The organism is Methylobacterium sp. 2A (assembly GCF_009806555.1).
In the GTDB taxonomy this organism is placed as follows: domain Bacteria; phylum Pseudomonadota; class Alphaproteobacteria; order Rhizobiales; family Beijerinckiaceae; genus Methylobacterium.
In genome coordinates this window covers 572,948-598,358 of sequence record NZ_VUOK01000003.1, presented here as the reverse complement: position 1 = coordinate 598,358, position 25,411 = coordinate 572,948, and the positions used below count along the sequence as shown (strand labels likewise).

The 25,411-nt window shown below is 69.6% G+C and carries 28 protein-coding genes; 16 read left to right on the top strand and 12 right to left on the bottom strand.

What is annotated here, in order from left to right:
• Positions 1-48 precede the first annotated feature (48 nt).
• Positions 49-216 (top strand): DUF2061 domain-containing protein, encoded by a 168-nt coding sequence (locus tag FVE89_RS02960; RefSeq protein WP_342389806.1) that lies wholly within the window; start codon positions 49-51, stop codon positions 214-216.
• Positions 217-410: 194 nt separating this feature from the next.
• Here the strand turns inward: FVE89_RS02960 and FVE89_RS02955 are convergent, their stop codons facing one another.
• The 8 genes from FVE89_RS02955 to FVE89_RS02920 all read right to left on the bottom strand — a co-directional run bounded on the left by FVE89_RS02955 (position 411) and on the right by FVE89_RS02920 (position 8,672).
• Positions 411-824 (bottom strand): EF-hand domain-containing protein, encoded by a 414-nt coding sequence (locus FVE89_RS02955; RefSeq protein WP_160532695.1) that lies wholly within the window; start codon positions 822-824, stop codon positions 411-413.
• 185 nt (positions 825-1,009) lie between these two features.
• On the bottom strand, positions 1,010-1,252 hold the full coding sequence (locus tag FVE89_RS02950) for a hypothetical protein (protein ID WP_160532612.1): 243 nt from the start codon (positions 1,250-1,252) through the stop codon (positions 1,010-1,012).
• Positions 1,253-1,350: 98 nt separating this feature from the next.
• Positions 1,351-2,970 (bottom strand): ABC transporter substrate-binding protein, encoded by a 1,620-nt coding sequence (locus tag FVE89_RS02945; protein ID WP_160532611.1) that lies wholly within the window; start codon positions 2,968-2,970, stop codon positions 1,351-1,353.
• A gap of 146 nt (positions 2,971-3,116) precedes the next feature.
• A complete protein-coding gene (locus FVE89_RS02940) occupies positions 3,117-4,178 on the bottom strand; it encodes an MBL fold metallo-hydrolase (RefSeq protein ID WP_160532610.1) in 1,062 nt (353 codons plus the stop codon).
• 61 nt (positions 4,179-4,239) lie between these two features.
• Positions 4,240-4,476, bottom strand: coding sequence for a hypothetical protein (locus FVE89_RS02935; protein ID WP_160532609.1), 237 nt, complete (start codon positions 4,474-4,476; stop codon positions 4,240-4,242).
• A 558-nt stretch (positions 4,477-5,034) separates the two neighbouring features.
• Positions 5,035-6,168: an aromatic ring-hydroxylating dioxygenase subunit alpha gene (locus FVE89_RS02930; protein WP_160532608.1), complete on the bottom strand. Its 1,134-nt coding sequence runs from the start codon at positions 6,166-6,168 to the stop codon at positions 5,035-5,037.
• 297 nt (positions 6,169-6,465) lie between these two features.
• Positions 6,466-7,032: an ATPase gene (locus FVE89_RS02925; RefSeq protein WP_160532607.1), complete on the bottom strand. Its 567-nt coding sequence runs from the start codon at positions 7,030-7,032 to the stop codon at positions 6,466-6,468.
• A gap of 101 nt (positions 7,033-7,133) precedes the next feature.
• Positions 7,134-8,672 carry an MFS transporter gene (locus FVE89_RS02920; protein ID WP_160532606.1) on the bottom strand — a complete coding sequence of 513 codons (1,539 nt, stop codon included), beginning with the start codon at positions 8,670-8,672 and terminating at the stop codon, positions 7,134-7,136.
• A gap of 145 nt (positions 8,673-8,817) precedes the next feature.
• On the opposite strand from FVE89_RS02920, the gene FVE89_RS02915 reads away from it, so the two are divergent.
• From FVE89_RS02915 to rimM, 6 genes are all read left to right on the top strand, one after another.
• Positions 8,818-9,747: a LysR family transcriptional regulator gene (locus FVE89_RS02915; protein ID WP_160532605.1), complete on the top strand. Its 930-nt coding sequence runs from the start codon at positions 8,818-8,820 to the stop codon at positions 9,745-9,747.
• A gap of 201 nt (positions 9,748-9,948) precedes the next feature.
• Positions 9,949-10,167: a glutathione S-transferase gene (locus FVE89_RS02910; protein ID WP_160532604.1), complete on the top strand. Its 219-nt coding sequence runs from the start codon at positions 9,949-9,951 to the stop codon at positions 10,165-10,167.
• A 17-nt stretch (positions 10,168-10,184) separates the two neighbouring features.
• On the top strand, positions 10,185-11,759 hold the full coding sequence (ffh, locus tag FVE89_RS02905) for a signal recognition particle protein (protein ID WP_160532603.1): 1,575 nt from the start codon (positions 10,185-10,187) through the stop codon (positions 11,757-11,759).
• Entirely contained in the window at positions 11,756-12,088 is a 333-nt protein-coding gene (locus FVE89_RS02900; RefSeq protein ID WP_012320554.1) for a chorismate mutase, read from the top strand. The genes ffh and FVE89_RS02900 overlap by 4 nt, the downstream gene beginning before the upstream one ends.
• Before the next feature lie 7 nt (positions 12,089-12,095).
• Positions 12,096-12,458, top strand: a complete 363-nt coding sequence (gene rpsP, locus FVE89_RS02895; protein WP_010683629.1) for a 30S ribosomal protein S16 — start codon at positions 12,096-12,098, stop codon at positions 12,456-12,458.
• 10 nt (positions 12,459-12,468) lie between these two features.
• Positions 12,469-13,155, top strand: a complete 687-nt coding sequence (rimM, locus tag FVE89_RS02890) for a ribosome maturation factor RimM (protein WP_160532602.1) — start codon at positions 12,469-12,471, stop codon at positions 13,153-13,155.
• A gap of 137 nt (positions 13,156-13,292) precedes the next feature.
• Here rimM and FVE89_RS02885 read toward each other — a convergent pair whose 3' ends face one another.
• On the bottom strand, positions 13,293-14,084 hold the full coding sequence (locus tag FVE89_RS02885) for a DUF4239 domain-containing protein (RefSeq protein WP_160532601.1): 792 nt from the start codon (positions 14,082-14,084) through the stop codon (positions 13,293-13,295).
• Positions 14,085-14,472: 388 nt separating this feature from the next.
• Here FVE89_RS02885 and FVE89_RS02880 point away from each other — a divergent pair, with 388 nt between their 5' ends.
• The 8 genes from FVE89_RS02880 to FVE89_RS02845 all read left to right on the top strand — a co-directional run bounded on the left by FVE89_RS02880 (position 14,473) and on the right by FVE89_RS02845 (position 20,838).
• A complete protein-coding gene (locus FVE89_RS02880) occupies positions 14,473-15,531 on the top strand; it encodes an alpha/beta fold hydrolase (protein ID WP_160532600.1) in 1,059 nt (352 codons plus the stop codon).
• Positions 15,528-16,226: a DUF938 domain-containing protein gene (locus tag FVE89_RS02875; protein ID WP_160532599.1), complete on the top strand. Its 699-nt coding sequence runs from the start codon at positions 15,528-15,530 to the stop codon at positions 16,224-16,226. The genes FVE89_RS02880 and FVE89_RS02875 overlap by 4 nt, the downstream gene beginning before the upstream one ends.
• An 84-nt stretch (positions 16,227-16,310) precedes the next feature.
• Positions 16,311-17,039 carry an SDR family NAD(P)-dependent oxidoreductase gene (locus tag FVE89_RS02870; protein WP_160532598.1) on the top strand — a complete coding sequence of 243 codons (729 nt, stop codon included), beginning with the start codon at positions 16,311-16,313 and terminating at the stop codon, positions 17,037-17,039.
• A 40-nt stretch (positions 17,040-17,079) separates the two neighbouring features.
• Entirely contained in the window at positions 17,080-17,412 is a 333-nt protein-coding gene (locus FVE89_RS02865) for a YdhR family protein (protein ID WP_160532597.1), read from the top strand.
• Positions 17,413-17,484: 72 nt separating this feature from the next.
• The gene (gene trmD / locus FVE89_RS02860; protein ID WP_160532596.1) at positions 17,485-18,225 is read left to right on the top strand and encodes a tRNA (guanosine(37)-N1)-methyltransferase TrmD; all 741 of its coding nucleotides are present in this window, start codon (positions 17,485-17,487) and stop codon (positions 18,223-18,225) included.
• A gap of 350 nt (positions 18,226-18,575) precedes the next feature.
• The gene (locus FVE89_RS02855; RefSeq protein WP_160532595.1) at positions 18,576-19,745 is read left to right on the top strand and encodes a phosphoserine transaminase; all 1,170 of its coding nucleotides are present in this window, start codon (positions 18,576-18,578) and stop codon (positions 19,743-19,745) included.
• Positions 19,746-19,851: 106 nt separating this feature from the next.
• Entirely contained in the window at positions 19,852-20,067 is a 216-nt protein-coding gene (locus FVE89_RS02850) for a DUF1902 domain-containing protein (protein ID WP_160532594.1), read from the top strand.
• 69 nt (positions 20,068-20,136) lie between these two features.
• Positions 20,137-20,838 (top strand): aspartate/glutamate racemase family protein, encoded by a 702-nt coding sequence (locus FVE89_RS02845; RefSeq protein ID WP_160532593.1) that lies wholly within the window; start codon positions 20,137-20,139, stop codon positions 20,836-20,838.
• Positions 20,839-20,910: 72 nt separating this feature from the next.
• Here FVE89_RS02845 and FVE89_RS02840 read toward each other — a convergent pair whose 3' ends face one another.
• The 3 genes from FVE89_RS02840 to tesB all read right to left on the bottom strand — a co-directional run bounded on the left by FVE89_RS02840 (position 20,911) and on the right by tesB (position 24,032).
• On the bottom strand, positions 20,911-22,410 hold the full coding sequence (locus FVE89_RS02840) for an ammonium transporter (protein WP_160532592.1): 1,500 nt from the start codon (positions 22,408-22,410) through the stop codon (positions 20,911-20,913).
• A gap of 85 nt (positions 22,411-22,495) precedes the next feature.
• Positions 22,496-22,834, bottom strand: coding sequence for a P-II family nitrogen regulator (locus FVE89_RS02835; protein ID WP_010683623.1), 339 nt, complete (start codon positions 22,832-22,834; stop codon positions 22,496-22,498).
• Positions 22,835-23,132: 298 nt separating this feature from the next.
• Complete coding sequence (gene tesB, locus FVE89_RS02830; protein WP_160532591.1) at positions 23,133-24,032, bottom strand: acyl-CoA thioesterase II; 900 nt, start codon at positions 24,030-24,032, stop codon at positions 23,133-23,135.
• A gap of 102 nt (positions 24,033-24,134) precedes the next feature.
• Between tesB and FVE89_RS02825 the strand changes: the two genes are divergently transcribed.
• Positions 24,135-25,400, top strand: coding sequence for an FAD-dependent monooxygenase (locus tag FVE89_RS02825; protein ID WP_160532590.1), 1,266 nt, complete (start codon positions 24,135-24,137; stop codon positions 25,398-25,400).
• The last annotated feature ends 11 nt before the right edge of the window (positions 25,401-25,411 follow it).

Here is a 25,411-nt window from a genome sequence, read left to right as displayed (position 1 = left end):
CAGGCTGAACGCCGAGGGGAGACACGCCTGCGCTCGATCGCCAAAGCGGTGAGCTGGCGGCTCGTCGGCAGCCTCGACACGCTGGTGCTGTCCTACCTGTTCACGGGGAACGTCCTGATCGCCGGCTCCATCGCGTCGACCGAGACCGTGACCAAGACGGTGCTGTATTACCTGCACGAGCGGGGTTGGGCGCTGGTATCGCTGGGGCGGGCCTGAAGGACGATCCTGACCTGCCGCGCCCCTCTCTTCCCGCCTCTGCGGGGAGCGGGAGAGACGCGGAAGCGTTCGCCCCGCTCCGCGACCGAAATGCGCGAGCCACCAGCCGATAGCCCGGCCTCGAAACGAAAACCCCCGTGGACAGGTCCACGGGGGCCTCGATCCTCGGCAACCAGACGGGTTGCCCGCTCTGCTTACTTGATCAGGGCGAGCAGCGCCTTGCCGGCCTTGGAGTTCAGCTCCTTGGCGTCCAGCGTGCCGTCGCTGTCCGGGTCGGCCAGTTTGAAGCGCTCGGCGACCGCGGCGAGATATTCCTTCTTGTCGAGGGTGCCGTCGCTGTCCGGATCGGCCTGCTTGACGCCGGCCGCGCTGAGACGGCCCTTCAGCTCGCGGGCGTCGAGGGTACCGTCGGCATCCTTCTCGAGACGATCGAAGGTCGCGGAGGCGACCGCCTCGACTTCCTTCATGTCCACCGTGCCGTCATTGTCGGTGTCGATCATCTTGACGGCGCTCGCACCGCTCATGGGCTTCGCCAGCGCGGCCGGAACCGACAGGCTGGACACGGCGAGCGCAACCACGGCGAAGCCACTGAGAACACGAAGGGTCATTGCCAAATTCTCCCGAAACATGATGCGCGATCTTCCTAGTTGGCGATTCGCTTTGCTGCAAGTGCGAAATCGGCGGATCACGGTCGTTCGGAAGGGCTCAACAGCATCGCCCATGTGGAAAGGGGCCGGCGGATGCCGGCCCCTCTAGTCCTGAACAATCGTCAGTCCTTTGTCGGCGGACCGAATCAATACCCGTCATCGCGGCGGACGATCGATTGATCGTCGTACCGCTGGCGCCGAGAGAGGCGATCCTCCGCGTAGACGCGATCGCGGCGATACGCCTCGCGCCGGAAATCCCGCTCACTGCGGGCGCGGGGGCGCAGGTCCACAATGGAACCATCGGGCCCGAGATCGATGCGCTGCGCCGCTGCGGGAACGAGGCTCGCGAAGGAGGCGGCCAGGACGGCGCCGGCACGCGGGATCTTCATGGGATTCCCTCCGTGCGTTGGATACCCGACCGGTCTTCGTGCGGATCGTTCCCCGACAGACCCGATTCTTCCCGCGCCATCCCGGCTCTCGATCGCGATCAGGCCAACGTCGCCAGATCCTGGAACCAGTGCTGAGCCTGCACATAATTCTTCACCCGCGACGAGAGCGCATGCGGATTGGTGTCGTGCACCACCCAGACCTGCACCGCATCGTCGACGACGATCTCGTGAATGCGCGCGAGCAGCTTATTCTGCTCCTCGACATCGAAGCTCGCCTTCACCTTGTCGCAGAGGGCGTCGACCTCGGGATTGCGGTAGTGGCTCCAGTTCACCCCGTTCGGGGCGATCTGCTTCGAATCGTAGAAGCGCAGGATCGCGTAGAACGGGTCCGAGGTGACGTAGGCGATATTGCTGGCGCTGATCCCCTTGAGGCTCGGATCCGCCGCCCCCTGGCGCCAGGCGGTGTAGGCGACCTCAAGCTCCACCGTCTTGAACTCGACCTGGATACCAACCTCCGCCCAGCTCTGCTGCACGTACTCGTTGATCGGCAGCGACAGCATCTGCCCGGTGCCGCCGGTCGGGATCAGGACCGTAGCCTTGACCGGGTTCTTGGTCGAGAACCCCGCCTCCTCCACGAGCTTGCGCGCGGCCTCGACGTCGGTCTTGATCTGGAAGCTCGGCTTGCCGAACCACGGGCTCGATTGCTGGACCTGCCCAACGGCCGGCTGCGCCAGCCCGCCCATCAGCTCGACGACGCCGGCCCGGTCGATCGCGAGGTTGGCGGCCTTGCGCAGGCGCAGATCCCGCCAGGGCGAGCCCTCCAGCATCGAGAGGTGGTAGTTCCAGACATGCGGCGTGTCGTTGCCGACGACGCGCATGCCGGCGGCCTTCAGGCGCGGCACGGCGTCGGGTGCCGGTGCCTCGATCAGGTCGACATTTCCGGAGAGGAGCGCGTTCACCCGGGCGAGATCCTCGGGCACGCAGGTGAGCGTCAGCTTGGCGAGCTTCGGCACCCGCCTGGGGTTCCAGTAGCCGACATTCGGCAGCAGTTCGAGGCGGACCCGCGGGACCAGCTGGCCCATGCGGAACGGCCCGGTGCCCGACGGCTCGAAGGCGAACTTCGCCCAGTCGCGGCCGACCTTCTCGTACTGCGCCGGCGAGGAGATCAGGAACCAGAGCATCTGGTACGGGAACAGGCTGTCGGGCGTCTTGGTGGTCACCTGGACGGTCCTGGCATCGAGCTTCTTGTAGCTCGCGACGCCGGGCAGGCGCGGGCGGACCTGCGCGGCCTGCCGCTGGTCGAAATGCGGTGCCTCCTTGTTGAGCACCTTGTCGAAGTTCCAGATCACCGCGTCGGCGTCGAAGGTCGAGCCGTCATGGAACGTCACGCCCTCGCGCAGGTGGAAGGTCCAGAGCTTCGGGTCGGCCTTGTCGGCCTCCCAGGACGTGGCGAGGCCGGGGACCATCTTGCCGGGCCGGTCGGCGATATCGAGTTCCCAGGCGACCAGCGGGTCGTAGAGGGTGAGTCCGGTGAACTGGTAGCCGCCCGCGCCCCGGTCGGGCTGGCCGGTGGTGAGCGGCAGGTCGGTCATCGAGATGCCGTAGGTCAGGCTGCCCGGCGATGCGCCCTGCGCGCCGGCCCGGCCGGGTGCCCCGAACGCGGCCAGCGCCGCGCCCCCGACCATGAGCGAGCGGCGTGTCGGCTTGATCAGGTCCATCGTGTCTCTCGGCTGGAAGCGGATGCGCCGCATGGAGCGGCGCCCGCTCTCCAGGCGCGGCGGCGTTCTCCGCGCCGCGACCCCATGCTGCATACAGTATCATGCACGCATCATGCCCAATCGGGCGGCAGCCGGTCGGGCCGCACTCAGGCCTGCCAGACCTGCCCGGGTCTGAGGGCCAAAAACCGCTCCGGCGGGAGGCCGGCCGCCCCGAGCGCCGCATTCAGCGCCTCGGCGGGACGTTCGATCCCCTCGTCGGTCAGCTGGAACGTGCCCCAATGGTGGCCGAGCGCTTGTTCGGCGCCGAGGAGACGGAAGGCCTGCACCGCCTCGGCGGGATCGACATGCTGCGCGCGCATGAACCAGCGTGGCTCGTAGGCGCCGATCGGCAGGGTCGCCAGCCGGGGCGGTCCGAATCGGGCCCGGATATCCCGGAACAGCGACCCGTCGCCGAAGCCCGTGTCGCCCACGTGGTAATGCACGCCCCGGGGCGAGGTGATCACGAAGGCGCACCACAGGGCCATCCGCCGGTCGCGGATGCCCCGGGCCGACCAGTGATTGGCCGGGGTCAGGTGGACCTGCAGGCCGTCGCCGAGATCGACCGACTCACCCCAGTCGCGGGCCTCGACATGCATGGTGTCGTCGTAGCCGCGCAGGATCGTGTCGTTGCCGAGCGGCGCCACGATCAGCGGCTGGTGCGCCTGCCAGATCCGCGCGACGGCCGGCCCGTCGAGATGATCGTAGTGGTTGTGGGTGATCAGCACCGCGTCGATCGGCGGCAGGTCGGCGAAGGCGAGGCCCGGCGGGTTGACGCGCTTCGGCCCCGCGACGCGGACCGGGCTCGCGCGCTTGGCGAAGACCGGGTCGATCAGGATGTTGCGGCCGGCGACCTGCACGAGATAGCTCGCATGCCCGATCAGCACGACCCGCAGGCCCCCGACGCGCTCGGGCGGGTGGTCCGCCGGGAAGGGGCTCGGGAAGCTCTTGGGCCAGGGCTCCCGCTCGCGCTTGGCCTGCCAGCGGAGCACGTCGGGCAGGGACTTGTCGGTCGCCTGATCCGGCCGGAAGAAGCGCAACCCGTCGAAGTGATCCGAGACGGGGCCGCGATAATAGGGGTTCCGGCCGCGCCGGTGGGCGGCATAGCCGACGCCGCCGAGTGTCATCACCGTGGCCGCGCTCGCGACCGTAAGCAGGCTGCGCCGTTTCATGCTCCCGGAGATGGCGGGTGGCGCGCGCCGGTCAAGCTCCCCGGCCTTGCGGCGGCGAGCCTCAGTCCACCGCCTCGGCGGCCAGCGACAGCCGCGCCCGGTAGACGATCTTGCCGACACCGTCGCGCACGCAGGCGACATAATCCTGGCGCTCGACATCCGGCAGCATGTCGCGGGCGATCGCCGACATGATCCGGGTGACCTTGACGCGGGCGGCCGGAAGATCCGGCAGATCGAAGCCGACCTCGTCGCGGATCGGCTGCGAGCCGTCGTGAAGATCGATGAAGAAGCGAGGCATCGGCGCCAAGTGTCTCGGAAAGAGGTACTGCGGTGGGATAATTGCTCTCGTCATGGTTAATAGGAACTTAATTTGCGGATCGATCAGTTTCTCCGCTGGCTTGATCCCCCGTCGGGGCCTGTGCGGGATCGATCCGTTTCCGCGCGTTACCTCCTCCCCTCTGCGGGCTTACGGATTCACCCTTCGGATTTGGTATCATCGTGCGGTTGCCGAGTGGGGCGCATGAGCCAGCGTCGCCTCTCCAAGAGGGATATGTGAACGCCGCAGCCGCAACGGGGAAGGAAAACACGCTTGATTTTCAACCCTTTGGTGTCCGGCGGAGACGTGTGAATCCGCAAGTCCGCGCGGGACAGGGACAGCGAGAGGGATCAGGTCTGTCCGAACGAGGCGCGACCTGGACGCGCTTCAATGGCGCGCTCGATCCAGCCCCTTCTCGTCCCTCACCCCAACCCTGTCCGGCTCGGGAGACCGGGCCTGTCGCGCTCTGCCGCCACCGTCGAGGTCCGCCGGAGATGTGTGCGGATCGCGATCGACACGCCTGCTACGGCTGGTTCGCCGTCAGGAGCGCCAGCGCAATTCCCGCCGCTCCAGCGGGTTCGCGAACGGGCGCCCGTCGCGCGATGATTCCAGCGCCTCGCGCTTCAGGCGGAAATACCATTGCGACGGCAGATCGCCCTGGCCGAACAGCACCATGGTGGGCTTGCGGTCGAGGCCGTCCTGCGCGTGCTGGAGGACCTGCTGGTCCTGGGTCAGGAACTGCCGCATCAGCGGCCGGGCGACCGGCTTGAGCAGGTTCAGCGCCGGCATGTTCCAGTAGAGGGCGTTGGTGAGCAGCGTCCGGTCCGGCGTGAGCGGCGTCGCAAAGGTGTAATTCGCCACCCGCTTCTCGCCCGCGTGGATCCGCTCCAGGCGGCTTCCCGGCAGGCGAAACTCGATCTCGACCTCCGGCACGCCGCCGAGCAGCCGGTAGACCGGGGAACTCGTCGTTGTGGCGTGGCTCGTCATGACGAAGCCGTGGGGCACCGGCTGGAAGGTCTTCACCTTCTCGCGGAGCTGCTTCGAGGGCCGGAACCACCACGTATCGTGGACGAAGGCGACGTGCCCGGGATCCACGAGGCTCAGGGTGGTGAGATCGAAGGACGCCTCGACCACGAGTTCCACCACCAGGGATCCGGCGGGCGTGAAATCGAGCTCCGGCAGCGCGGGGACATCGCCGCCGGCCGGTCCGGTATGGGGGTTCACCCAGAGAAAGCCGGCGCTCTCGCGGATGGGAAAGCGCTGGACCTGGATGCGGGAGAAATCGGCGGCGTCGTGCTCCGAGAGGGTCGGCACGTCGCGGCAGCGCCCGTCCGTGCCGAAGCGCCAGCCGTGGAACGGGCACATCAGGGTGTCGCCGTCGAACCGGCCCTTCGACAGGGCCATGCCGCGATGGGGGCACCGGTCGCGCAGGGCGAAGGGGGTTCCGTCCGGGGCGCGGCCGAGCACGATCTGCTCGCCGTTCAGCTCCACGGCGCGCAGGCCCGTCTTGCTGCCGGCCCTGCCGAGGCTTCGCGACTGGCCGACGCAGTACCACGCATTCCCGAGCGGCTGGCGCATGGCGCCGGGATCGAGGGCGGCCTCGTCGGCGGGGCGCGGCGGGTTGGTGAAGGGCGCGTTCACGGCGGTTCGGGCTGGCGGCGGGGTGCCCGTCATACGCCCGGCGGCCGGGTCGGCAAAGCGCGGAGCCGGGGAGGACAAACGGGCGCAGGCGCGGGGCTTCACAAGCCGCCTCCGGCCCCCTACCTTCGCTTCACCCGCAACCAACGAAAGGAGGTGATCCAGTGTCTCATTGTCATCAGCCGTGTGTCTCGGCTCATCGGACCTGGACCGTCGCCTCCGGCGCGTCGCTCTAAGACGCGTCAGAGCCCCGATCTCGGGACAGTTCCGCCGGACAGCACGGTTCGGCAATGGAAGGGCCATCCTCTCGGGTGGCCCTTCGTCGTTGAAGGTCTAGCGCTTCTGCATCTGGAACAGCGGCTGGGCCAGGGCCTCGGTCCGGGCGCGCCACAGGTCGCGCTCCTCGCGCAGCGCGTCGCGCTCGCCGACGAGGGCGACGCGCTCGGCGGCCGCCTTCTCCCGCTCGGCCTGCATCGCCTCGCGCTCGGTCCGGAATCGCTCGCGCTCCCCACGCATCGCCGCCTGCTCGGCCCGCAGCTCTTCGAGGGAGCCGATCTCGTCCTGGATATGCGCGCGCAGGGTGCGGATCTCCTCGGCGAGCATCGCCTGCAACTCGTCCTGCCGCTCGTGCTCGAGGCGCAGCTTCGCCTTCAGCATCAGGTTCTCGGCCATCAGCTCGGAGATGTCGGCATCCTCGGGCTCGGCTGCCTGCGCCGGGCCGGCGGGCGCCACCACCCGCGGCGACCACGCGGCCTCGGCGGTTCCGCGACCGGCCTTCGGATCGGGACGGGCGGCCTCGGCCGGGCTGTGCGTCTTCATCGCCGAGAGCCAGTCCCGCAGCGGACCGGGCGCGGGGCGGTTGCCGGACTCGGGCGGCAGGGAGCGGGCGGGTTCCGACATGGGCGGCGTCCTGATGGAATGCGCCGAGTGAAGGCGGAACATGCTTAACGACTGGTAAAAGAGCGGCGCGTTCCCTGGCCGCGGAGAGGGCCGGACGCCGCTCAGGCCGCGGCCTGGTCCCCGGCGCCGAGCGGCACGGTAGCCCCGTCGCTCCGGCCGAGCATCAGGAAGACCACCAGAGCGGTGATGGCCGTGATGCCGGCGAGCAGGCCCAGGAGCCGGCCGAAAGCCGCGCCGTAGAGCGCCACCACCGTCTCCGGCAGGAGGCCGGGCATCACGGTGAGGGCGCCCCGGAGATCGCCGCCGGCCAGAAGCTGGCTCGCCAGCGAAACGGGTCCGCCTGGGCCAACGGCATCGATCCGCGCGGCGATGAGGAGCGACAGGACCGCGCCCACCACGGCGAGCGCCACGCCTTCGCCGGCGACCCGCACGGTCGAGAACAGGCCGCTGGCCATGCCGGCGCGCTCCTTCGGGACGACGCTGACGGCGAGGCCGTCCATCAGGCCCCAGGGCAGGCTGATCCCGATGCCGACGAGGAGCATCGGCAGGGCGGTGACGAGGGGAGGCGCGCCGATGGGCGTGAGCGCCAGCCAGAGGAGGCCACCGGACGAGACCAGGAGGCCTACGCCGCAGATCGTGGCCGGCCGGAGCCAGCGCGTCAGCGTCCCGGCGGCCACCGGCAGGACGACGAGCGGCGCCGAGAGCGCGACCATCAGGCTGCCCGCCGCGGCCTCACCCATTTCCTCGATGCCGACGAACCGCACCGGCAGCAGGATCAGCAGGATCACGAACCCGTAGGCCGGCGCGGCCGCGAGCAGCTGGACGCCGACGAAGCGGGCGTAGCGGAACAGGCCGAGATCGAGCATCGGCCGCGCCACCCGCCGCTCAATGACGATGAAGGCCGCCAGGCAGAGGCCGGCCCCGGAGAGGCAGCCGAGGACGACGCTGTCGGCCCCACCGCGCGCGGGGACGAGCAGCATCCCGTAGGTGAACAGCGTCAGCATCGCGGTGAAGCAGAGGGCGCCGCGCCAGTCGAGCCGCGAGGCCGCGGGATCGCGGCTGTCCCGCACCGCCCGGCGGCCGAGGAGCGTGGCGAGCGTCGTGAAGCCGACCACCGTCAGGAAGACGCTGCGCCAGCCGAAGGCCTCGATCATCAGGCCCGACGCGATCGGCCCCAGCGACAGCCCGACACCGAAACTCGTGCCGAGGAAGCTGAAGGCGCGCAGCCGCTCCGACCCTTCGAATTCCTGCGCCAGGGCGGCTGCGCCCCCCGCATAGGCGGCCGCGGCGGCGAACCCCTGAAGACCGCGCAACAGGTCGAAGACCAGGATGTCGGGCGCGGCCACGAGCGCGAGCGAGGCCAGCGCGAAGGCGCCCGTGCCGGCGAGGAAGATGCGCTTGCGCCCGTACCGGTCGGCGAGGGCGCCGGCCGCCAGCAGGGTCGAGCCGAAGGTCAGCATGAAGGCGTTGGTGGCCCAGGCCATGGCGACGGGGCCGCCCTCCAGGCTGCGGCCGATCGCCGGTAGGGCGACGGCGGTGCCAGTGAAGGCCAGCGGCATCGCCACCGCGGCGAGGCAGATGGCGAGCAGGGCGAGCCGTTTCGTGGCGCCGACCTGCGGCGCGACGCGCGCGTGAAGCATGAGGATATCGTCCGAGGCGAAAGGGGAGGCAAAGCGGGAGGCGCCATCGCCCCCCGGCCTGCGTTCAGTTTATCTGCGCTCGAATGGGCGATAAGACCGGCTCCGTTCCGATCAATCCGGCACGGAACGCTCGAATGGACCCGTGATGAATCGACTGGCTGGCCTGTCCGCCTTCGTGCGCACGGCTGATCTCGGCAGCTTCGTCGCCGCCGGCCGCGCGCTCGGGCTGTCGCCCTCCGCGGTCGGCAAGGCGGTGACCAAGCTGGAGAACCAGCTCGGTGTGCGCCTTCTCCAGCGCTCCACGCGCAGCCTTCGCTTGACCGACGAGGGGCGGGCCTTCCACGAGCGCTGCCGGCGCATCCTCGACGACCTCGACGACGCGCATGCGAGTGTCCTGCGGTCGCGCGAGGCTCCGCGCGGGCGAGTCCGGATCTCCTGCCCGATCGTCGCCTATCACTTGCTGCTGCCGGTGCTGCCGGATTTCCTGGCACGCTACCCGGAGATCGAACCCGATCTCGACTTCTCCGACCGGCTCGTCGACCTGATCGAGGAAGGGGTCGACGTGGCGATCCGCAGCGGCCCCTTGCCGGATGGCCGAATCATGGGGCGGGCGCTGCGGCCGTTCCGGCTGCTGCTCTGTGCAGCACCGGCCTATCTCGACCAGTTCGGCGTTCCGAGGACGCCGCGGGAGCTCGACGGACACGCCAGCATCGGCTTCCGCTTTCCGAATTCCGGCAAGGTCCAGGTCTGGCCCCTGCGCCAGCCCGAGGGCGACGCAGAACCCGACCGGCGCCACAGGATCGTGTGCAACAACATGGAGGCGCTGCACGGCGCAGTCCTGTCCGGCCTCGGGGTCGGCTGCATGCCGGACTTCTTGGTGGCGGGTGCGCTGAGAGCGGGCACCCTCGTGCCTCTCCTCCTCGATCATCTCGATGCACCGGGGCAGTTCAACCTGATCTGGCCGTCGAGCCGCCATCTCTCCCCAAAGGTGCGCGTGACGGTCGATTTCATCGCCGAGCGGCTGTTTTCGAGCGAATGCCGGATTCCGGATCCGCTTCCCGCGCCCGAAGCCTGATCCGGGAAAATCGGAGCAAAAATTGACTTTCGCCGCCGGCGCGGCTACGCCCCGCGCTCCCGATCCGAAGCAGATCGACCGATGCCAAGCCGACCGGTCCCATGAGGCCGGAGGTCAACGCCCGACAGCGCGTCTGCGCCCTCGGGCGCGATGGGTGTTGGCCGTTTCGCCACGACGGGCCCCGCCGGCCGAGGCACCCGCATGACGCCAGATCAGCAAACGTTGAAGATCGAGGACGCGATCAACGAGACCTGCCCGTGGTCGGGCAAGCCGATCTCGGCCGACTCGCTGACGCTCTATAACGGCGCCGTGGTGGGCTTCTGCAACCCGGAATGCCGGGACAAGTTCGCCAAGGCCCTGCGCAGCTTCGAGGCCGCCCTCCAGGCGCGCCGCGTCGAGCGCGCCGGGCTCGAACAGTAAGCGCGGGGCGTCAGAGCATGTTCGAAGGTCTGTCCGACCGCCTCTCCGGCATCCTCTCGGGGCTCACCCGCCGGGGAGCGCTCACCGAGGCCGACGTCACCGCCGCCATGCGCGAGGTGCGCCGCGCCCTGCTGGAGGCCGACGTCGCCCTCGAAGTCGTGCGCGGCTTCACCGACAAGGTGAAGGAGAAGGCGGTCGGCGCCGTCGTGCTCAAGTCGGTGACGCCCGGCCAGATGGTCGTGAAGATCGTCAACGACGAGCTCGTGGCGATGCTCGGCACCGACGCCGAGACGATCGATCTCAACGCCCCCGCCCCGGTGCCGATCCTGATGGTCGGCCTGCAGGGCTCGGGCAAGACCACCACCACCGCCAAGATCGCCCGGCGGCTCTCCGAGCGCGAGAAGCGCAAGGTGCTGCTCGCCTCCCTCGACACCCGCCGCCCGGCCGCCATGGAGCAGCTCGCGGTGCTGGCGAAGCAGGTCGGCGTCGAGTCGCTGCCGATCATCGCCGGCCAGTCGGCGGTGCAGATCGCCAGGCGCGCCATGGATGCCGCCCGGCTCGGCGGTTTCGACGTGGTGATGCTCGACACCGCCGGCCGCACCACGGTGGACGAGGGCCTGATGGCCGAGGCCGCCGAGGTGAAGGCCGCGACCAAGCCCCACGAGGTGCTGCTCGTCGCCGACGCGCTGACCGGCCAGGACGCGGTCAACACCGCCCGCGCCTTCGACCAGCGCCTCGGCGTGACCGGCATCGTGCTGACCCGGATGGACGGCGATTCCCGCGGCGGCGCGGCTTTGTCGATGCGCGCCGTCACCGGCAAGCCGATCAAGCTCGTCGGCACCGGCGAGAAGGTCGATGCGCTGGAGGAATTCCACCCGTCCCGCGTCGCCAACCGCATCCTCGGCATGGGCGACATCGTCTCGCTCGTCGAGAAGGCCGCCGAGACCATCGACCACGAGCAGGCGCTCCGCACCGCGGAGAAGATGCGCAAGGGCAAGTTCGATCTCGAAGACCTGTCCATGCAGCTCGCCCAGATGGAGAAGATGGGTGGGATCGGCGGCCTGATGGGCATGCTGCCCGGCATGGGCGCGATCAAGAAGCAGGTCGAGGGCGCCAATCTCGACGAGAAGATGTTCAAGCGCCAGCGCGCCATCATCTCGTCGATGACCCCGCAGGAGCGGAAGAACCCCGACCTCCTCAAGAACTCCCGCAAGAAGCGCATCGCGGCGGGCGCGGGCGTCGATGTCTCGGAGATCAACAAGCTCCTGAAGATGCACCGGACCATGGCCGACATGATGAAGGCGATGGGCTCCGGAAAACGCGGGATCGGGCAGGCGCTCGGCTCGATGTTCGGCCTGGGCGGCGGCATGGGGGGTGGAATGGGCGGCGGCATGCCCGGCCTTCCCCCCGGCATGCCGGAACCGACGCCGGAGCAGATCGCGGCCCTGGAAAAGCAGTTCGGCGGCAAGCTGCCGCCGATGCCGCCGGGCCTGGGCGGCGGGGGCGGCATGCCGAAGCTTCCGGGGCTTCCGGGCCTCGGCGGCCCGAAGCTGCCGGGTCTCGGTGGGTTCATGCCGGGGAAGAAGAAATGAGCGTGCTCGCGGCGCAGGCCGTCGATCCCGAACTCGCGCGTCTGCGCGACAGCATCGACAACTTCGATGCGGCACTGATCCATCTCCTCGCCGAGCGGTTCCGCTGCACGCAGCGGGTCGGCGAGCTCAAGGCCCGAAAGGGGATCCCCCCTTCCGATCCGGACCGGGAGGCCCGTCAGGTCGCCCGGCTCCGCAAGCTCGCGGTCGAGGCCAAGCTCGACCCCGATTTTGCCGAGAAGTTTCTGGCCTTCGTGGTCAAGGAAGTCATTCGGCACCACCAGTCGATCAAGGCGGACCACGAGTCCCAGATCGAGCAACAGCGAAAGTAGTCAGACCATGGCCCTCAAGATCCGTCTCACCCGCGGCGGCGCCAAGAAGCGCCCCTATTACCGCATCGTCGTCGCCGACGCCCGCGCCCCGCGCGACGGCCGCTTCATCGACAAGGTCGGCGCCTACGACCCGATGAAGGCCAAGGACGATCCGGCCCGCATCGTGCTCGACAACGAGAAGATCCAGGGCTGGCTCGCCAAGGGCGCGCAGCCGACCGACCGCGTCCTGCGCTTCCTCGACCAGGCGGGCCTGGCCAAGCGCCCGACCCGCAACAACCCGCAGAAGGCCGAGCCGGGCGAGAAGGCCAAGGAGCGCGCCGCCAAGCGGGCCGAGAAGGCCGCCGCCCCCGCCGAGGACGCCGCCGCTTAAGGCGCGGATCATGGCGCGCCGCCCCGCAGGTCCCTCCCCCCGCGACGGCGGCCGTCGGGGCCGCATGAACGCGGCGGTCGGCGCGATCGCGCCCGACGCCGCGACATCGCCCAAGGCGCCGGCCCCCAAGCCGGCGTCGCCGGCCGACCCGAACCTCGTCCTGATGGGCGAGTTCGGGCGGGCGCACGGGCTTACCGGCGAGGTCCGCCTCAAATCCTACACGTCCGATCCGCGGGCGATCGCCACCTACGGCGCCCTCCTGACCGCGGACGGCCGCAGCCTGACGCTCGCCGAGGTGCGCCCCGCGCCGGGCACCTCCCCCGACATGCTGATCGCCCGGGTGAAGGGCGTCTCCGGCCGTACAGCCGCCGAGGCGTTGAACCGGGTCGCGCTCTACATCCCCCGTGACCGCTTGGCCGCCCCCGAGGACGAGGACGAGGTCTATGCGGCCGACCTGATCGGCGCCACGGCCGTGGATGAGGCCGGCACCGTGATCGGGACGATCGTAGCCGTGCCGAACTATGGCGGCGGCGACCTTCTGGAACTGCGCCCGCCGAACGGCGGCGCCACGGCGCTGCTGCCCTTCACCAAGGCCTTCGTGCCGGTGCTCGACATGGCGCAGCGCCGCGTCACCGTGGCGGCGCCGGAGGATCTGTTCGCCCCGCCGGGGGAGAAGCCGGCCGACGATCCGGGCTGAGGCCGCCGCGGCGGGGAGTCAGGCCTGTTTCCGGATCTCCGAACAATCCCCCTCATCCTGAGGTGCGAGCGCAGCGAGCCTCAGGATGAGGGGATTGGTTTGGAATATCGGTCCCTCGGCCGAATCAACGGGATGTGCTACGGCGCCGGCGCCGCCACCGCGGTCCGGGCGATCACCAGCGGCTCGGCGCTCAGCGCCAGCGGCCCGTCGAAGGGCCGCTCGTGGAGCGCGATCAGGCCGAGGGTGGTGACCATCGCCAGCGAGAAGGTCGTCAGAACCGTCGCCTGGGCGGCGGGGTGCTCCGTGTGGACGAGGCCCAGGGCCACCAGGGTGAGCGCCGCCAGGATCAGCAGGGTCAGCCACTTGGTCCCATCGCTGGCGGTCTGGCTGAGCGCCAGCCGCTCGCCGCGGTCGCCCCGCAGCGCCATGGCGGCGCCGACCAGCGCGCTGTGGGTCGGCGCCCCCGCCTCCGCGGTGATCTTCGGATCGGAGACCGTCTCCAAGAGGCGCCGCAGCCCGGCCCCGGCCTCCGGGGCATAGCCGCCCTCGCTCATCCGCGGCCATTCCCGCTCGATCACCGCGTCGAGATAGGCGACGAGGGCTGCCCGGATGTTGCGCATGTCGGAGGCCGAGGCGAGGCTGAGATCGTAGAGCGCCAGGGCATCGGCGCGCTCGGCCTGGAGGGCGCGGGCGGCCGAACGCTGGCGCTCCCAGGCATCGTTGGCCACGAAGCCCGTGAGCAGGGCCAGCAGGGTCGCGAGCGCGGTGAAATAGGTGGGCACCATGCCGGCGCCGAGGCGGCGCATCACCGGACGCGTCGGGCGCAGATGCGACAGCCCGTACAGGACCGCGCTGAGGGCGCCGAACAGCAGGGCCAGCACCGCGAAGATCGCCCAGAGCGGTTGATCGAGCCAGAGTCCGAGGAGCATGCGGCGGCCTGCATCGTGGGCGACGGGTCCGCGATGCTGACAACCTTGAGCTGAGAAAGGGTGAAGGTTGCACCGCTCACCGCACGCCTCTTCAGGCGCCCTACCGCTGCGTCGCCCCGGACCGGCAGGGCCGCACCGTCTGCGGCGCCGGCCGCCGATCGGGCGCGGGGGAAAGCGACCGCTAGCGCACCGGGCGGGGCAAGCGCGTCCGCAGCGCAGGCCGGCCCCGAAGGCAAGGCGTAGAAGAGGAGTAGAAAATCGATCACCACGAACAACTAGAACCGGACAGGCAAATACAACATTCTCCAATCGCCAACATAAACGATATGGTATTTCTCGAATGGATGGTCTATTAATTGACGACAATTGAGACGGCAGATTGCTTCAGATGCCCGAAGAAGCTCGCAACGACGCTCGAGAAGAGCATGATGCTTTCGCGATCGGCGATTTCGTCCTGGAGAACGGCGCAAAGATCCGCGACCTGCGCATCGCCTACACAACGTTTGGCAATCTGAATCCAGATAAAAGCAACGCCATCCTGTTTCCGACTTGGTATTCCGGCACGCACACGATTCTCGAACAGGCCTATATCGGCCGCGGCAGACCGCTGGATCCCGATCGATATTTCATCATCCTGGTCAATCAGATCGGCAACGGCGTATCGTCGTCGCCAACGACGGTGCCGCCGCCCTACGGCAGAGCCCGCTTCCCGCAGCCCTCCATCGCCGACGATGTCAGGGCGCAGCACCGGCTCGTCACCGAGGCTTTCGGCATCACACGGCTGGCGCTGGTTCTGGGCGGCTCGATGGGCGCCCAACAAACCTGGGAATGGGCCGTCCGCTTCCCGGAAGCCGTCGCCCGGGCGGCCCCGATCGCCGGCACCGCCGCGACGACGCCGCACAACCAGCTGCTGGTGGACACGTTCATCGAGGCCATAACCGCCGACCCCGCCTATGACGACGGCTGGTACGCCGAGGGCGCCGTCCACAGGGGGCTCCGGCGTCATGCCCGCCTGTTCGCCGCCGCGGGCTTCACGCCGGCGCTGTTCAACCGGGCGCTCTGGCGCGACCACGGCTTCACCACGGTCGACGATTTCCTCACCGGCTTCGTGGAGGGCCATTTCCTTCCGCAGGACCCGAACAACCTGCTCACCCTGCTGCGCAAATGGCGGAGCGGCGACGCGCGCCCGCATGGCGGGGGCGATCTGGCCCGGGCTCTGGCCCGCGTGACGGCGCAGGTTTCCGTCATCGCCATCGAGGAAGACGGCTTCTTCCCCCTGGCCGATATCGAGGCGGAGCAACGGCTGGTTCCGCACAGCCGACTGGTGCGCGTCACCTCGCCCTGGGGCCACCTCGCCCTGTTCGGCCTCGACCCTGACTACAACCGCGCGGTGGATTCCGCGCTCGGTGCCCTGCTCTCGCTCCCGGCACCGCAGGAGGTCCCATGAGTGCAAGCATCCTCCCGTTCGTGGACGAGCCGCGTCCGGCGATCGATCCCCACCCGCTCAGCGACTACGTGGCCTGGGCCGGACGCCGCAACCGCAATCCGATCCTGGAGGTGTTCCGGGAGCGTTTTCCGAAGACCGGCGACGTCCTGGAACTGGCCAGCGGCGCCGGATTGCACATCAACTACTTCGCCCCGCATTTCCCCGACGTGGCGTTTCAGCCCTCGGACCTGACCGAGGAGGTCTTCGCCTCGATCGAGGCCAAGCGCGCCGAGCAGGGGAACGCCAACGTCCGCGACCCGATCCGCATCGATCTGACCGATGCCGCGACGTTTCCGTCCGACGAAAGGCGCTACGACGCGATCTTCGTCATCAACATCTTCCAGGTCGCCCCCGTTGCCATCAACGACGGGATCGCCGCCCTGGCCGCGAAGACCCTGAAGGATGACGGCCGCGTCTACATCTACGGCCCGTTCAAGATCGACGGTCGGTACACGACCCCATCGAACCAAGCCTTCGACGAGGAGATCCGCGCCGCGGCCGTGCCGGAATGGGGGTTGAAGGATGTGCGCGATCTCGAGGCCGCGGCCAGGCCGCACGGCATCGTTCTCACGGAGACGATCGAGCGGCCGGCCAACAATTTCATCCTGGTCTTCGGCCGGGCCGGGTCGCCGGCCACAAACCATTCGACATCATGATCGTCCGGCCGGCCCCTTATGCGCCCCTCGGCGACGCGGGTGCGCCGATCCCGGCAACGCCCTGACGTCCGGCGTCGGCTCCCCATGGCTGCACGCGTCGCCATCGTTGTCGGGGCGGGAGCCGTCGACGGGCTCGGAGCGGCGCTGGCCCGTCGCTTCGCCGCCGAAGGTCTCACGGTCTTGGTGGCCGGGCGCACCCAGCGGCGCCTCGGCGCGATCGTGGCCGGCATCACCGAAGCGGGCGGCCGAGGCGAGGCCGTGCCGACCGATGCCACCGACGAAGCCCAGGTCGCGGCCCTGTTCGCGCGCGGCCGGGCGATCGGGCGGCCGGAACTGGTGGTGTTCAACGCGGGCGGCAACCTGCCTGCGCCGGCCCTGGACCTGGGAGCGGGGCCGTTCGAGACCCTGTGGCGGCAAAGCGCGTTGGGCGGGTTCCTGGTCGGCCGGGAGGCCGCCCGTCACCTGCCGCCCTCAGGGGGCGGAACACTCCTCGTCACGGGTGCCACGGCCTCGCTGCGCGCCAGGCCGCCCTTCCTGGGCTTCGCCTCCGCCAAGGCGGCCCTCCGCGCGGTCGCCCAGGGCCTGGCGCGCGAGTTCGGCCCCGAGGGCCTGCACGTCGTCCATGTCGTGATCGATGGCGTTCTGCAGGGCGATTATGCCGCGACGCATTTCCCGACCCTGGTCGCGGCGCGTGGCGCGGAGGGTCTCCTGTCGGTCGCGGATGTCGCAGACCTCTACTGGTTCCTCCACACCCAACCCCGCAGCGCCTGGACCCACGAACTGGATGTCCGCCCCTTCAAGGAACCGTTCTGACCCCCGACCGACCCATTCGATCATGCAGGAGAGCCGTTTCATGACCATCCCGGCCGTCTTTCTCTATGCCGAGTACCAAGTTTCCATCCCGTTCGAGACGATCGAATGGCAGCCCATCGACGAGGACATGAAAACATTTGCGGGCCTCCTATCGAAAACGTGGCTGAGCGGCATCAAGACCAACAGCGTCGGCGGCTTCTACGCGTTCGACAGCCTGAAGAACGCGCAGGCCTATATCGACGGGTTGCTCGTCCCGTTCGCGGCCCGGATCGGGGGCAACTTGAGCGTCCGCCTGTTCGATGCGGAGGTGACCCGCGCCGCGAGCAGCGCCATCTACTCCCCCTACTATCCGGCCGCGTCGGCCACGCCCTGATGGCGGGGCGCCGGCGGGCGTCCGAAACTCTCCGGCGTTGACCGGGCCGCCCCGTGCGCGCGATCAAGCGCCATGACGCGCACGGACACGCCCTGGCGGGCCACGATCCTCACCCTGTACCCGGAGATGTTCCCCGGCCCCCTCGGCGTCTCGCTCTCGGGCGATGCCCTCGCCCGGGGCACCTGGAGCCTGGAGGCCCGCAACATCCGCGAGCATGGCCTCGGCCGCCACCGGGCGGTGGACGACACCCCGGCCGGGGGCGGCGCCGGCATGGTCCTGCGCTGCGACGTGCTGGCGGCTGCCATCGACGCTGCGAGCCCCGCCGACGATCCGCGCCCCAGGCTGCTGATGTCCCCCCGCGGCCGGCCGCTGACCCAGGCGCGGGTCCGCGCCCTCGCGGACGGCCCCGGCGCGGTGATCGTCTGCGGCCGGTTCGAGGGGGTGGACGAGCGGGTGATCGCCGGGCGCGGCCTGGAGGAGGTGTCGATCGGCGATTACGTGCTCTCGGGGGGCGAGATCGCCGCCCTGGTGGTGCTCGATGCCTGCGTGCGGCTCCTGCCCGGCGTGATGGGCAAGACGGAATCGGGCGTCGAGGAGAGCTTCGAGGGCGGCCTCCTCGAGTATCCGCATTACACGCGGCCCCGCGACTGGGAGGGCCGCGCGATCCCCGACGTGCTGTCCGGCGGCAACCACGCCGCCATCGCGCGCTGGCGGCGGGAAGAGGCCGAGCGCATCACCGCCGAGCGGCGGCCGGATCTCCCCGGCGTCGCTCAGGCCGCCTCCAAGTCGATCACCGGACCGTCCCGGTCGTAGTCCAGGGGATCGCATTGGAGGGCCCGCGGCTCCGGCCGTCGCAGGCGGCTCGGGAGCGCGATATGGGCCGTTAACGCCCCAATAACCACAAGCAGAGCAGACCAGACCGCCACTATCCCGGCGCTGTGCATAGACATCGCTGTACCTCAAACGCTACGCGGCACAGCATTAAGCCTAACGGGCCAGGCTTAATCGACTGTTCCGCGCGCGCCGACTGCCTGTCCCGGCCGGGGCCAACCCGTCAGGATTGCAAGGCTGACAAGCGCTTGCCAGACGGCCGGTTTCGGCGCATGCGCGAAGCTGGGTTCTCCTCCCCGCCGAGGAGCGCTCCTCTGCAGGATGGATTCGCGATGACCAGCCGCCCCACGCAGCGCCCGCGCGTGCCCCATTTCTCCTCCGGCCCCTGCGCCAAGCGCCCGGGCTGGACCCCCGCCGCCCTGGCCGAGGCCGCGCTCGGCCGGTCGCACCGCTCGCCGCTGGGCAAGGCCAAGCTCGCCCGGGCGATCGACCTGACGCGCTCCGTCCTGCAGGTGCCCGCCGATTACCGGATCGGCATCGTGCCGGCCTCCGATACCGGCGCGGTCGAGATGGCGATGTGGACGCTGCTCGGGCCGAAAACCGTCGAGGTCGCCGCCTGGGAGGCGTTCGGCAAGGAATGGGTCACGGACGCGCTGAAGCAGCTCAGGATCGATCCGCGCATCCACCAGACGCCCTACGGCGTCCTGCCGGATCTCGCCGCGATCGACACGAAGCACAACGACGTAGTCTTCACGTGGAACGGCACCGCGGCCGGCGTGAAGGTGCCGGACGGCGACTGGATCGCGGCCGACCGCGAGGGTCTGACGATCTGCGACGCCACCTCGGCGGCCTTCGCGCAGCCGCTGCCCTGGGACAAGCTCGATGTCGTGACCTTCTCCTGGCAGAAGGTGATGGGCGGCGAGGCGGCCCACGGGATGCTGATCCTCTCGCCCCGCGCCGTGGCAAGGCTCGAAAGCCACACGCCGTCCTGGCCGCTGCCGAAGGTGTTTCGCCTGACCAAGGACGGCAAGCTGATCGAGGGCATCTTCAAGGGCGACACGATCAACACGCCCTCCATGCTGGCGGTTGAGGATTACCTCGACACCCTGGCCTGGGCCGAGCGGATCGGCGGCCTTCCGGTGCTGCACGCCCGGGCGGATGCGAATGCGAAGGTGATCTACGACTGGGTGGCGCGCACCCCCTGGATCGCGCCGCTCGCGGTCGATCCGGCGACCTACTCGAATACCGGGGTCTGCCTCGTGATCGCCGATCCGGACGTGCTGGCCCGCGGCGACGCGGCGGTGTCGGCCTTCGCCTCCAGCCTCGTCGAGCGCCTCGACCGCGAGGGCGTCGCCCTCGATATCGGCGCCTATCGCGACGCCCCGGCGGGCCTGCGGATCTGGTGCGGCGCCACCGTGGAGACGTCGGATCTGGAGGCGCTGACGCCCTGGCTCGACTGGGCCTTCGCGGAGGAGAAGGCGGCGCTGACCAAGGCGGCCTGAACACCCGGCCTGCGCCGCTCCCGTCCACCCTTGCGGGAGCGGCCGCACGACCGTGCCGCCGCGCCGGGATTGCGCGACGTCTCAGACCACGCTTCGGAGGTCCGCGATGAGTCGCCACGCCGTTGTCCGCTGCGCCTGGGATTCGGAGGCCGCCGTCTGGTACGTCTCGGACAGCGATGTGCCCGGCCTCGCGACGGAGGCGGCCTCGCTCGAAGCGCTGCGGCAGAAACTCCCCGGCATGATCGAGGACCTTCTCGCGGTCGTTCCGCGTGTCGATCTATGTCTTGACCTTGCGGCTCACGTCCCGGATCGTAGACGCTGAAGCATCGAGCCTTTGCCGAACGCTGGAACGTGCATCACCGGCAAAGTCCGGCGATGCCCGGAGCAAGCAATGGCCCATAAGATCATCGGCCTCATCGGCGGGCTGAGCTGGGAAAGCTCTGCGGAATATTATCGGCTCATCAACGAACGCGTTCGAGCCCGGCTCGGGCCGCTGCACTCGGCGCGCTGTCTGATGTGGTCGTTCGATTTTGCCGAGATCGAAGCGCTGCAGCATGCGGGGCGCTGGGACGATGCAACCGGCCTCATGATTGAAGCGGCCGATCGCCTCCAGCGCGGCGGCGCCGAGATCGTGCTCATCTGCAGCAACACGATGCACCGCATGGCAGACGACATTCAGAGCGCCATCGCGGTGCCGCTCCTGCACATTGCCGATCCGACAGCCGAACGTATCAGGACGGCCGGGCTCCGGTCGGTTGGCCTGCTCGGGACAGCCTTCACCATGGCGCAGGACTTCTACCGGGGGCGGCTTGCGGACCGTTACGGCCTGGATGTCCTGATCCCGGACGAGGCGGACCGCGCATGCGTCCATCGCGTGATCTACGACGAGTTGGTCCAAGGTCGGATCGAGTCGGCCTCCCGCGACGCATATCGCGCCATCATGGCCCGCCTCGTCGAGCGGGGCGCCCAGGCGATCATCCTCGGTTGCACGGAGATCATGCTGCTGGTCGGGCCGGAGGACAGCCCCGTTCCTCTTTACGACACCACCGCGATTCACGCCGAGGCCGCCGTCGATCTTGCCCTGGCCCCATGAAAAACCCCGGCCCTTTCGGAGCCGGGGTTTTCCGTTTCGAAGACGCGGCCCCGCAGGGCCGCGCCATCCGTCTCAGTAGTTGTAGGCGCGCTCGCCGTGATCGGCGATGTCGAGGCCCTCGCGCTCCTCCTCCTGCGTCACCCGCAGGCCGATCGTCAGGTCGACGAGCTTGTAGAGGATCGCCGAGCCGATGCCCGACCAGAGCAGCGTCAGGCCGACCGCCTCGGCCTGGATGATCACCTGGCTCATCATGTCGTAGGCGCCGACCACCATCTCGCCCGGCTTCGACGAGTAGTCGGGGATGCCGACGCCGCCGAGATTCGGGTCGACCAGGATGCCGGTCGCGAGCGCACCCAGGATGCCGCCGACACAGTGCACGCCGAACACGTCGAGCGAGTCGTCGTAGCCGATGGCGTTCTTCACCGTGGAGCACATCACGAAGCAGACCACGCCGGCGACGAGGCCGAGCACGATCGAGCCCATCGGGCCGGCGAAGCCCGAGGCCGGGGTGACGGCCACGAGACCCGCGATCGCGCCCGAGACCATGCCGAGCAGCGACGGCTTGCCCTTGAGCACCCACTCGGCGAACAGCCACGCCACGGCGGCGGCGCAGGTCGCCACGAAGGTGTTGAGCATGGCGAGCGCGGTGGTGCCGTTGGACTCGAGGTTCGAGCCGGCGTTGAAGCCGAACCAGCCGACCCACAGGAGCGACGCGCCGATCATCGTCATGGTCAGCGAGTGCGGGGCGAGCAGGTCGCGGCCGTAGCCGATGCGCTTGCCGAGGATCAGGCAGCCGACGAAGCCCGCGATACCGGCGTTGATGTGCACCACGGTGCCGCCGGCGAAGTCGAGGGCGCCCTTCTGGAAGAGGAAGCCGGCATCCTTGTTGACGGCGTCGAGGGCGGCCTGCGCAGTCGCCTTCGAGGCGTCGTCCGTGGCGGCGGCGAGCGCCTTGGCGGCGTTGCCGACCGCATCCGGGCCGCCCCAGTACCAGACCATGTGGGCCATCGGGAAGTAGATGAACGTCACCCAGAGGATCACGAACACCACCAGCGCCGAGAACTTGATCCGCTCGGCGAACGCACCGATGATCAGCGCCGGGGTGATCATCGCGAACGTCATCTGGAAGCACAGATAGGCGTATTCGGGGATCACGACGCCGTTGGAGAAGGTCGCCACGGTGGAGTTCGGGTCGATGCCCTTCAGGAACGCCTTGGAGAAGCCGCCCACGAAGTCGTTGATGCCGCCGCCGTTGGTGAAGGCGAGGCTGTAACCGTAGAACACCCAGAGCAGGCCGACGATCGCCACGATGGCGAAGACCTGGGTCAGGACCGAGAGCATGTTCTTGGTGCGCACGAGGCCGCCGTAGAACAGCGCGAGGCCGGGCACCGACATCATCAGCACGAGGGCCGAGGAAATCAGCATCCAGGCCGTGTCACCCTTGTTGGGAATCGGTGACGGCGGCGGCGAAGCGGCTTCCGGTGTCGGCGTCTGCGCGAGGGACGGCTCGATCAGGAGGGCGGCGATCGCCGCCCCTCCCAAGCCGAGCATGAGGGCATGACGAAGTTTCATGGGCACGTGGCTCCCGGTCGTAAATCCGTGTCGTTTGAAAAGAGAGAATCTGCAGCTCGCTGGCCCGGTCGCGCCGGGCCGCGGATCAGAGAGCGTCGGCGTCGGTCTCGCCGGTCCGGATGCGCACGGCTTTCTCCAGCGGCATCACGAAGATCTTGCCGTCGCCGATCTGGCCGGTGCGGGCCGCCCCCGCGATGGCGTCGATCACGCTCGACGTCAGGTCCGAGGCGACGGCCACCTCGATCTTCAGCTTGGGCAGGAAGCTCACCGCGTATTCCGCACCGCGGTAGATCTCGGTGTGGCCCTTCTGGCGGCCATAGCCCTTCACCTCCGTCACCGTCAGGCCGTGGACGCCGATTCCGGTGAGCGCGTCGCGCACCTCCTCGAGCTTGAACGGCTTGATGATGGCCATCACGATTTTCATGGGCGACGCCCCCTTCGAAATGCCTGGGAACCGTTGCCGTCACCCGATCCGCCGACGACCCGGCTGGGCCGCCGGCGGGCTCGGGATGGCCCGCGGTCGAACGCCGCTATTCAAGGAGCGTGCCAGATAAGCTTGACCGGGAACCTTTTCCGGACCCGCCAATCTGCACACGAATTGACCGATTGTGATCACGCGATGCGCACATCCCGTCGATGCCTCGCCCATCCGATGCGCAATCTGCTCAAGAAAGGGGAAATCGCCGTGTTGCCGATCGGCAACGCACGCTCAGGAACGGATTCTAATCCCGAACCGGACGGATCAAACCTTCCTGGGCCACCGAGGCCACGAGGTCGCCGGCCTGATTGAAGATCTGCCCGCGGGCGAAGCCGCGCGCGCCCCCGGCGACCGGGCTGTCCTGTGCATAGAGCAGCCAGTCGTCGATCTTCACCGGCCGGTGGAACCAGAGAGCGTGGTCGAGGCTCGCCGCCTGGATGGTCGGATCGAACACCGAGCGCCGGTGCGGGATCAGCGACACGTCGAGCAGGGTCATGTCGGAGGCGTAGGCCAGCACGGCCCGGTGGAGGGCCGGATCGTCCGGCAGGGCGGCGGCCGCACGCAGCCAGACGTTGAAGACCGGCTCGGGGGGCGGGCCGCCCTTCCCGGCGGCGATGTAACGGTTCAGATCGACCGGCCGCAGGGCGATCGGCCGCTCGCGGCCGAAATAGGCGGCGATCGCCTCCGGCACGGCGCTGCCGCCGGCCGCCACCAGGGCCTTGCCGTCGAGGAGCCCCTCCGGGCCAGCCACCCTCGGCATCGCCGGCTGGTGGACCAGCCCCTCCTCCACCACCTGATACGAGACCGTCGTGGCGAAGATCGCGCGCCCGTGCTGGATCGCCTTGACCCGGCGGGTCGTGAAGCTGCGCCCGTCCCGGATACGTTCGACCTCGTACACGATCGGCGTGCGGGGATCGCCCGGCAGCATGAAGTAGGCGTGCAGGGAATGGGCGGGGCGGTCATCCGGCACGGTCCGGGTGGCGGCGACCAGCGCCTGGGCCACGACCTGCCCGCCGAAGACCCGCCGCCAGCCGGTCTTCGGGTTCTGACCGCGGAACAGATCGACCTCCAGCCGTTCGAGGTCGAGGATGGCGATCAGTTCGGCGACGGCGTCCGTCATCGCGTCGGTGTTGGCATCCGTCATGGCGCGCGGGGTTTCCGTTCGTTGCCCACATGCGACATAGGCCTATCGGACGAACCAAGCCAACGCCTCCCGCGCGGGAGTCACAACCGGAGATCCGCCACGATGACGGCCGAGACGCCCCGCCCCGGCAGCCGCCGCCTCCTGATCGCCGGGGGCGGCCTGCCCAGCCTCGCCTTGGCGCTCGCCGTGAAGCAGGCCCATGGGCCGGCGCTCGCCGTCACGGTGATCGATCCATCCGGCGCCGATTCGGCCCGTCATCGCGGCCGGGCCTACGCGCTGGCGGCGGGGGGCCGGCGGATGCTCGACCGCCTCGGCGTCTGGGACCGGGTCTCGGGGACGGCCGAGCCCATCACCGCGATGGTGATCAGCGACAGCCGCCTCGCCGATCCGGTGCGCCCGACCTTCCTGACCTTCGGCCAGGACGGGGAGGACGACAGGGACGAGGGCGAGCCCTTCGCCCACATGATCGAGGCCGAGCCCCTCGCCGAGACCCTGCTGCGGGCCTGCCGCGAGGCGGGCGTCGCCCTCGTGACGTCCGGCGTGGTGCGCGCGACACCGGAAGGCGCCGCGATCCACGCGGAGCTGACCACGGGCGAACGCCTGCGCGGCGACCTGCTGGTGGCCGCCGACGGCGCGCGCTCGCGCCTGCGGGAGGCGGCGCGGATCGGCTGGGTCGGCGGGTCCTACCCGCAGGTCGGCATCGTGGCGACGATCGGCCACGCCCGGCCGCACGGGGGACGCGCCTTCGAGCATTTCCTGCCCGCGGGTCCCTTCGCGATCCTGCCGCTGCGGGACGGCGGCGTACTCGGACACCGGTCCTCGATCGTCTGGACCGAGCGCGCCGACGCGGTCGACGCCCTGCTCGCGGGGGAGCCCGACGAGGTACTGGCCGAGATCGAGCGCCGCTTCACCCTCGACCTCGGCCCTCTGAGCCTGGAGCACGGGCCGAGCCGGCATCCCCTGGCGGTCGGCCTCGCCCGGCGCTTCTATGCGGAACGCCTCGCCCTGTTGGGCGACGCGGCCCACGTGGTCCACCCGATCGCCGGCCAGGGGCTGAACCTCGGCCTCGCGGATGCCGCCGCCCTCGCCGAGGCGGTCACCGGCGCGCTGCGCCTCGGCCTGGATCCCGGCGGCCCCGACATCCTGCGCGACTACGAGCGCGCCCGGCGCTTCGACAGCTTCGCCATGGCGGCGGTGACCGACGGGCTGAACCGCCTGTTCTCGAACGACGCCCTGCCGCTGCGCCTCGCCCGGGATCTCGGCCTCGGGATCGTGGACCGGCTGCCGGGGCTCAAGCGCTTCTTCATCGGCGAGGCCGCCGCCGCGCGGGGTTCGCGGCCCCGGCTGATGCGCGGGGAGGCGTTGTAGCGGGTGGGACC